The organism is Streptomyces anatolicus, from assembly GCF_019400875.1.
GTDB lineage: Bacteria > Actinomycetota > Actinomycetes > Streptomycetales > Streptomycetaceae > Streptomyces > Streptomyces anatolicus.
This window is the reverse complement of record NZ_WMBF01000382.1, coordinates 1-6252: the sequence shown is the minus strand read 5'-3', so window position 1 is coordinate 6252 and position 6252 is coordinate 1. Positions and strand designations below refer to the sequence as shown.

Genomic DNA, 6252 nt, shown 5'->3' with positions numbered 1-6252 from the left:
ACATGGGGGAAGAGGTGTCGGGGGCCGTTGGTTGTGCGTCGGAGGAGCTCGCCGCGTAGACGCCGATGCCCGCCGCCGCCGCGAGGACGACCCCGGCCACCCCGAGCGTGACCCGGCGGCGCCGCGTGGAGGCGCGGTGCTTGGCGGAGCCGGGGCGGGCCGCGCCGGACGCCCTCGGCGCGCGGGCCGTGCCGCGGGCCCCGCCTGCCAGCTCGTCCGGCCCCGGCACCCGCATCGAGGTGTGCGTGTCCCGGTTGTTCGAGTCGGCCGACGTCGACCCCGGCACCAGGGGGACCGCCCCGCGCCGGGGAGCGGCCGCGCGCGGCTCGGGTGCGGAGTCCTCGTACGCCTCCTCGGCCGGCGAAGGCTCCGTGTCGGGCTCGTCGACGTCCAGCGGCGGCATCCCCGCCACCAGCGGCAACAGCTCCCGCAGCCGCGCCGCGAGCTCGGAGGCGCGCAGCCGCGAGGCGGGCGCCTTGGCGAGGCACTGGACGAGCAGCTGCCACAGCTCCTCGGGGATCCCGGGAAGCGGCACGACCGTTTCTGTGACGTGGCGGCGCAGGACCGCGCCGGGGTGGCCCCCGCCGAAGGGGGTGAACCCCGCGAGAAGCTCGTACAGCACCGTCGCGAGGGCGTAGATGTCGACGGCGGCGCGCGGCGGCAGGCCCTCGATGATCTCGGGGGCTAGATAGTCCGGCGTACCGATGATCTTCGTGGCGCGGGTCCGCCGCGGGGAGTCGATCAGCTTGGCGACGCCGAAGTCGGTGAGGAGCGCGGGGTGCGCCCCGCCGGGGCCGAGCGGGCCCTGCATGTCCAGGAGGACGTTCTCGGGCTTGACGTCACGGTGCACGATGCCCGCCGCGTGCGCGGCGGCGAGCCCGTCGGCGACGTCGGCGACGATGGCGACCGCGGCCTCGGGGGCCATGCGCCGCTCGCGGTCGAGGCGGGTGCGCAGGTCCGTGCCGCGTACGAGATCCATGACGAGCGCCAGGTCGTTGCCGTCGACGACCAGGTCGTGCACGCCCACCACGCGCGCGTGGTCGAGGCTGAGCAGAGCCGTGCGCTCCTGGACGAAGCGGCCGACGAGTTCCTGGTCGGAGGCCAGGTCCTCGCGCAACAGCTTGATGGCGACGGGACCTTCGGGCCCCTCGCCGAGCCACACCGTGCCGGCGCTGCCACGGCCCAGGATCTGGTGGGCGGTGTACCGGCTGCCGATCTTGCGCGTCAAGACTGCTCCTACGGATGCGTGTTGGCGACAAAACTACGCGTCCTTGCCACCAACCTTCACTCCGGGAGCAGAAATCACCCTGCAGATGTCGACAAATCCCCAGAGTCGTCCGGGGATTGTCCGCCCGCGCGGGCGCGCGCCAGGGAAACCGGACGGCTCCTAGGGCCTGTCCGGCGGATCAGGTCGCGTTCGGGTGGCGGACACCTCTTGGTGCGGGTGAGCGGGGTGTGGTGCGCCGAGATGCAAGGCGGAGGAGGGCGGCAACGCGGAGCGTTGACAACCGACGACAACGCCGCAGATCGGGGTGCCACACCCCGCGTCCCGCGACATGATCCGCCGGACAGGCCCTAGTTGCCGCCGAGCTTTCCTACCCAGCCGCTGACCGTGTCGTACCAGTCCGTCAGCTGCTCCCAGTAGCCCTTCGTCGTGCCGATCCAGTCCTGCAGCGGGCTGAACTCCCAGACCAGCCAGCTCGCCACGAAGAGGATGAGGATCGTGAACAGGCAGCCCTTGAGGCAGCCGAGCCCCGGGATCTTCATCGGGTTGGCGCTGCGCTGACGCGGCTGCCTCGGCTCGCGCGCGGGGCGCGGGGCGGGCTGCTGGGGCTGCGGCGCCTGCGGGGGCGCGGCGTACTGCTGGGGCTGGTGCTGCGGCTGGTACTGCTGGGGCGCGGGAGCGTACTGCTGCGGGCGCTGCCCACGCGGCTGCTGGCCGCGCTGCTGCTGCCCGCGCTGCTGCTGCGGCGAGTACTGCTGCGGGTGCGGCGGCTGCTGCTGGGGCCGGGCCACCTGGCGCTGGGGGCGGCGGCGCAGCGGGTCCTGGTCGGGGTCGAGATAGGAGTGGACCTGGGTCTGTTCGTTGCGGTCGCGGGCCGCGCGCATCTGGTTCTGCCAGGGGTGCGGCTCGTTCGGATCCGCTCCCGGGTCGTTCGGCGGGACCGGCGGCATGACCGCGGTCGGGTCGGCGGCGCCGCGGTTGTTAGGCAGTACGGAGGTGGGGTCGGCGTCACCGGGGGCGCCGGTGCTGCGCATGACGCTGGTCGCCGCGTTCGGGTCGTACGCGCCCGCGTTGCTCGGCAGGACCTGCGTGGGGTCGGCCGCGCCCGGAGCCTCCGGCACGGGGGCCGGCGAGGGGTCCGGCATCAGCAGGGCGCCCACGCCCTCCGCGGCGGCGATCTGCGCCGGGGTGGAGTGCACGCCCACGCCGTCGGCGACCGCCCGCAGGCCACGGGCGAGGTTCACGGCGCTGGGGCGGCGGTCCGGGTTCTTGTCCAGGCAGCGCTCGATGACCGTCCACAGCGGGTCGGGGACGGTCGAGGGGCGGCGCGGCTCGGCGCTGAGGTGCTGGTGCAGGACTTCGAGGGCCGAGCCACCGGCGAACGGCGGGCGGCCGGTGACCAGCTCGTACAGCAGGATGCCGGCGCCGTAGATGTCGACGGCGCTGGTCTGCGGGCGGCCCTCGGCAGACTCCGGCGCGACGTACGCGGGCGTGCCGACGAATTCCTGGGTGCGGGTCAGGCCCGGGGAGTCCGCGAGGCGCGCGATGCCGAAGTCGGTGAGCATCGGGTGCATGCCCTCGGCATCCTGCTTGAGCAGGACGTTCGCGGGCTTCAGGTCGCGGTGGACGACGCCGTCGGCGTGGCTCGCGGCGAGCGCGTCGGCGATCTGGGCGGTCAGCAGGGCCGCGGCGACCGGCGTGAACGGGCCGTTCTCGCGCAGGTAGCGGTGCAGGTCCGGGCCGTCGACCAGGTCCATGACCAGGGCGAGGAGGTCACCCTCGACGACCAGGTCGCGTGTTCTGACGATGTTCTGGTGGGTCAGCCTGAGCAGGACGGACCGCTCCCTGAGGAAGCGCATCACCACGTCCGCGTCGTTGGCCAGCTCTTCCTTGAGGACCTTGATCGCGACGGTCTCGCCCGGCTGGCCCGCGACGGCCGCCTCGGCACCCGCGGTCTCCCGCTGGCGGGCCCGCCAGACTGTGCCCGTGGCGCCGCGCCCGAGCGGCTCCTCGAGCAGGTACTTGCTGCCTACCGGCCGCACGTCATGCGCTCCCTGCTGATCTGGCTGGTCCCGTCCGGACGCTGGACCCGTCCGGGGGTCTGAGGTGTTCCGACCCACTGTAGTGCTGCCGAACGGGGCACCGGTCGATCCGATTCCGCCCGGCTGTTCCCGTGGATCACTCTCCGGATCACAGTCCGGATCACTCTCCGGGTCGCTGTCCGGGAGAAAGACGCTCGACCGTGGCCATTGGTTGCCGGAGAGTCTCCGGTTCGGCCTTCCCGCACGGACCTTCACCCGGGCCCTCACACCTGTCCCAGGCGGTCCAAGCAGGCACTTTTCCGAGCAGAGGCGACCAATCAAGATCACTTACCGGTGGCCGCCGGGCGTGTTGTCGGTGGCAGGTGCGAGGATGCCCCCAGTACTGGCCGACGTGCCCGTGTGCGGTGGGGGGAAACACAGCGCGAGTCCCCGTGCCGGGCGCCCAGCGCAGAAGGGACCGCTGACGGCGATGCAGATCCGGCTGACCGTCCTCGGGCCGCGCAGCGGCCAGACCGAGCAGCAAGGCCGCCCCCCGGCGGCGACCGGGGTTCCCGGCGCCTGTGACGTGCTGGTCACCGCGCCCGCCGGGACCGCGCTCGCCGCGGTGGCCTCCGGCCTCGCCACGGCCGTGGCGGGCACCGAGAGCCCCCTCGTGCTGTACGCGGGCCCGGAGCGCCTCGACGCCCAGCGGTGCACGCTCGGCGAGCCTCCCTTGATCGACGGCGCGGTGCTCTCGCTCGGCGCGCCCGCCGAGCCCGGTCCCGAACCGGCCGGCGCGGCCGCCCAGCTGCACGTGGTGGCGGGGCCCGACGCGGGCGGCGTCCATCTGCTGCACGGCGGCCAGATCCGGGTCGGCCGCTCCGCCGACGCGGACGTCCCGCTCGACGACCCCGACGTCTCCCGGCTGCACTGCGCGGTCACCCTCGCCCAGGACGGCCGCGTCACGGTCACGGACCTGGGTTCGACGAACGGCACATCGGTGGACGGCAGGGAGGTCACCGACCGCCCCGTGCCGCTCCCCCCGGGCTCCCTGCTGCGGATCGGCGAGTCGGCGCTCCGCCTGACCGGCGGCGGCGCCGGCGCGGCCCCCGGAGCGGGCGGGACCCTCACGACCGCGCCCGACGGCGAGGGGCACGTGCGCGTGCGGCCCGCCGAGACCCCCCAGCCCGCGTTCCTCGCGCCCGCCCGCTCTCCGGAGGGGGCCGCCCACCACGCGTACGGCTCGGCGGAGTGGGGAGCGGCGGGCGGCGACGGCACGCACCGGCCGGCCGGTGCACACGGGACGCATGGAGCCCACGGGACTCACGGGACTTCGGGGGCGTACGAGACACATTCGGGGGCGTACGAGACACAAGGGGCGCACGCCTCGCAGGCGCACGGGGCGGCGGGGGGCCACGGCAGCGAGCACGGGGCGTACGACACGGTCGGCGGCGACCCGGGTGTCGTGCCCGCGCAGGGCGGCGCGCCCGACGCCGAGCGGACCCGCCTCGGCACTCCGCCGCGCGGCACGACGGTCCCGCGCGGCCTGCGCAAGCGGGGCGGCCTCTCGGCCTGGGCCCGGCGGCTGACCGGGGGCCGGGGCAGCGGGCAGGACGAGGGGGCGTACGACGGGTATGACGCGTACGACACCGACGAGGACGGTGACGACGGCGAGTTCGGGGCGCCGGAGCCCACGCCGGAGGAGCTTGCCGTCGCCGCCGCCGCGCGGACGCCCGAATCCTGGCCGGATCCCGCCACCCTCCTCTTGACTGCGCTCGGCCCGGGCCCCCGCCTCTGGGAGCGGGGCCCGGGCCATCCGGAGGCGCTCGCGGTGCGGCTCGGCACGGTCGACCGGGTGGCGCCCGACGACCGGACGCCGCTGCCCGCCGTGCCGGTCACGGTGAGCCTGCGGGAGGCGGGCGCGCTCGGCATCGCCGGGCCGAGGGAGCGGCTGACCGGCCTGGCGCGGGCGGTCGTCGCCCAGCTCGGCGCGTTGCACTCCCCCGACTGCCTGGAGATCGTGCTGATCAGCACGGACCGCGCGCGCACCACCGCGGAGCGCACCGCCGAGTGGGCCTGGCTCGGCTGGCTCCCCCATCTGCGGCCCACGCACGGCCAGGACTGCCGGCTCCTCCTCGCCTACGACCGCGATCAGGCGGCGGCGCGCACGGACGAGCTGATCCGGCGCCTCGACGACCACATCGCCGACGAGGGCGGCGTGGACGCCGAGGCGGCGGCCGGTTTCGGGGCGGCGGCCGGTTTCGGGGCTCCCACTCCCTTCGGGGGGCCCGGTCCCTTCGGAGGGGCCGCTTTCGGGGAGCCCGCGTCGCGCACCGTCGTGATCGTCGACGGGGACCCCGGGTCGGCAGCGCTGCGCGAGGCGACCGTCCGGCTCGCCGGTGAGGGCGCGCGGGCCGGGATCCATGTCGTGTGCCTCGCCGAGACCGTGGCCGCCTCGCCCGCGTCGCCGGTCCTCGATACGTACGAGGCCGCGTGTTCGGTGTCGCCCGCCTTCCGCGCGTGCGGTGCCGTCGCACTGCTCAGCGGCGATGTGGCGACCGCGCTGCGGCTGATGCGGGCGGCGGGCGGGCGGCCCGCGGGGCACGGCACGGTCGCCGCGGTGGACGCGGTGTCGGCGGCGTGGGCCGAGCGGTTCGCGCGGGCGCTCGCGCCACTGCGGACGGACGGCACGGCCGGTGAGGGGCACGCACGCGTGTCCGCGCCGCTGCCCCAAGCGGCCCGGCTCCTGGACGAGTTGGGCCTCGCCCGTGCCACGCCCGCCTCGCTGATGGCGCGCTGGGCCGCCGCCGCGGACGACGCGGAGGCGCTGGGCGGGCGGGCCGTCGCGGTGCTCGGCGCGGGGCCGCGCGGGCCCGTCGCCGTGGACCTCGCCGCCGACGGGCCGCATCTGCTGGCCGAGGGGCCCGCGGGCAGTGGGCGTACGGAGTTGCTGCGTTCCATCGCCGCCTCCCTCGCCGCCGCCGAGCGTCCCGACCGGCTCGGCAT

General features: G+C 75.5%; 3 protein-coding genes. 1 reads left to right on the top strand and 2 read right to left on the bottom strand.

Annotated features, from left to right (window positions below):
• Together GKQ77_RS25355 and GKQ77_RS25350 are read right to left on the bottom strand one after the other, a co-directional pair.
• The coding region (locus GKQ77_RS25355; protein WP_219691256.1) for a serine/threonine-protein kinase at positions 1-1228 on the bottom strand (1228 nt) is incomplete at its 3' end.
• 347 nt (positions 1229-1575) lie between these two features.
• Positions 1576-3267 (bottom strand): serine/threonine-protein kinase, encoded by a 1692-nt coding sequence (locus GKQ77_RS25350; protein ID WP_219691255.1) that lies wholly within the window; start codon positions 3265-3267, stop codon positions 1576-1578.
• Positions 3268-3736: 469 nt separating this feature from the next.
• Here GKQ77_RS25350 and GKQ77_RS25345 point away from each other — a divergent pair.
• The coding region (locus GKQ77_RS25345; protein WP_219691254.1) for an FHA domain-containing protein at positions 3737-6252 on the top strand (2516 nt) is incomplete at its 3' end.